This is a genomic window from Deltaproteobacteria bacterium, assembly GCA_011773515.1.
GTDB lineage: Bacteria > Desulfobacterota > Deferrimicrobia > J040 > J040 > WVXK01.
The window spans coordinates 1-1,046 of sequence record WVXK01000080.1 but is presented as its reverse complement, the minus strand read 5'-3'; the positions used below and the strand labels follow the sequence as shown (position 1 = coordinate 1,046).

At 22.8% G+C, this 1,046-nt stretch carries 1 protein-coding gene; it reads right to left on the bottom strand.

Annotated elements, in window-relative coordinates:
* Positions 1 to 204: 204 nt before the first annotated feature.
* Complete coding sequence (locus GTN70_09375; GenBank protein ID NIO17193.1) at positions 205 to 945, bottom strand: hypothetical protein; 741 nt, start codon at positions 943 to 945, stop codon at positions 205 to 207.
* Positions 946 to 1,046 lie beyond the last annotated feature (101 nt).

Below are 1,046 nucleotides of genomic sequence, written 5' to 3'. Positions count from 1 at the left end.
CATTAAAGAAATCGAATAAAACATAAATTAAAATCATTAAAAAAATTAAAGAAAAATCCAATCAGAAATTAGAAATCAAAATTTGAAATCAAAAGTATAAACTAAATTAGATTAGGTATAATTCATTAGCCAAGTTAGAGCATAAATAAATCAATTTTTAGTTGATTTATTAAAAATTATCCCAGGTTTTAATAAAGCAATAAATCAAATTTCAATTGAAGAGATCTTCTCTTTCATTTCTATTTGTCTATTTTTTAGTTCAGAAGCAATAGTAGCATCTTTGTATTTAACTTCCATTAATTTAATATACAATTTTGTTCCAAATCTATTACCCCAATGCCAGAATGTAGGCATAAGAAGAAATCTTACCTGCTTGCCCTTATATAAAAATCTAGAGATTTCATCTAATTTTAAGCTATTATAATGCTCTACACGTTTATATTTTGATGATTTATTGTAGTTATATACCTCAGTTTTTATGGTATTGGTATATTTATTTTCCAAAAAAAATAATTTGATGTAACTATGATTATGATCATTTTCAATATGTTTTGAGAGACTACTTATATAATTGAAACAATTTCCATATCCAAATTTTTTATTTATGGCTTGAATTGCTAAATCATCAATATCTTTAAATATTTTGTGAAGATGTTGCATACTAGGATTATTAACATCTACAATTATATGAGATTTTATAGTCTGATGCTTTTTATCGGACCATATATTCATCCATTTAAATGGATTTACTGTAAGGTCTATAAATTCTGTTTTAAAAATCAGAACATCAGAGTATTTTGGAGAATATTTATAAAGTGGGGTAAGGGATGTACTATATTCATTATTACTGTATTCATTATAAAATGATTGCTTCTCTTTATCAAGTCTATCATAATTAATGAATGACGATCCATATTTTTTAAATATTTTATTTTGACAAACCATTAATTAATTATTAAATTTCTATGAAATTCAATAAATAAATTACTTTAAATATCAATTTTTTGTTAATTAGCGAATTGAATGAGCTAATTCAAAAAATTAGA

Excerpts from the sequence above, each read along its gene's own strand:
- GTN70_09375 (NIO17193.1), bottom strand. The coding sequence starts at position 945 with ATGGTTTGTCAAAATAAAATATTTAAAAAATATGGATCGTCATTCATT.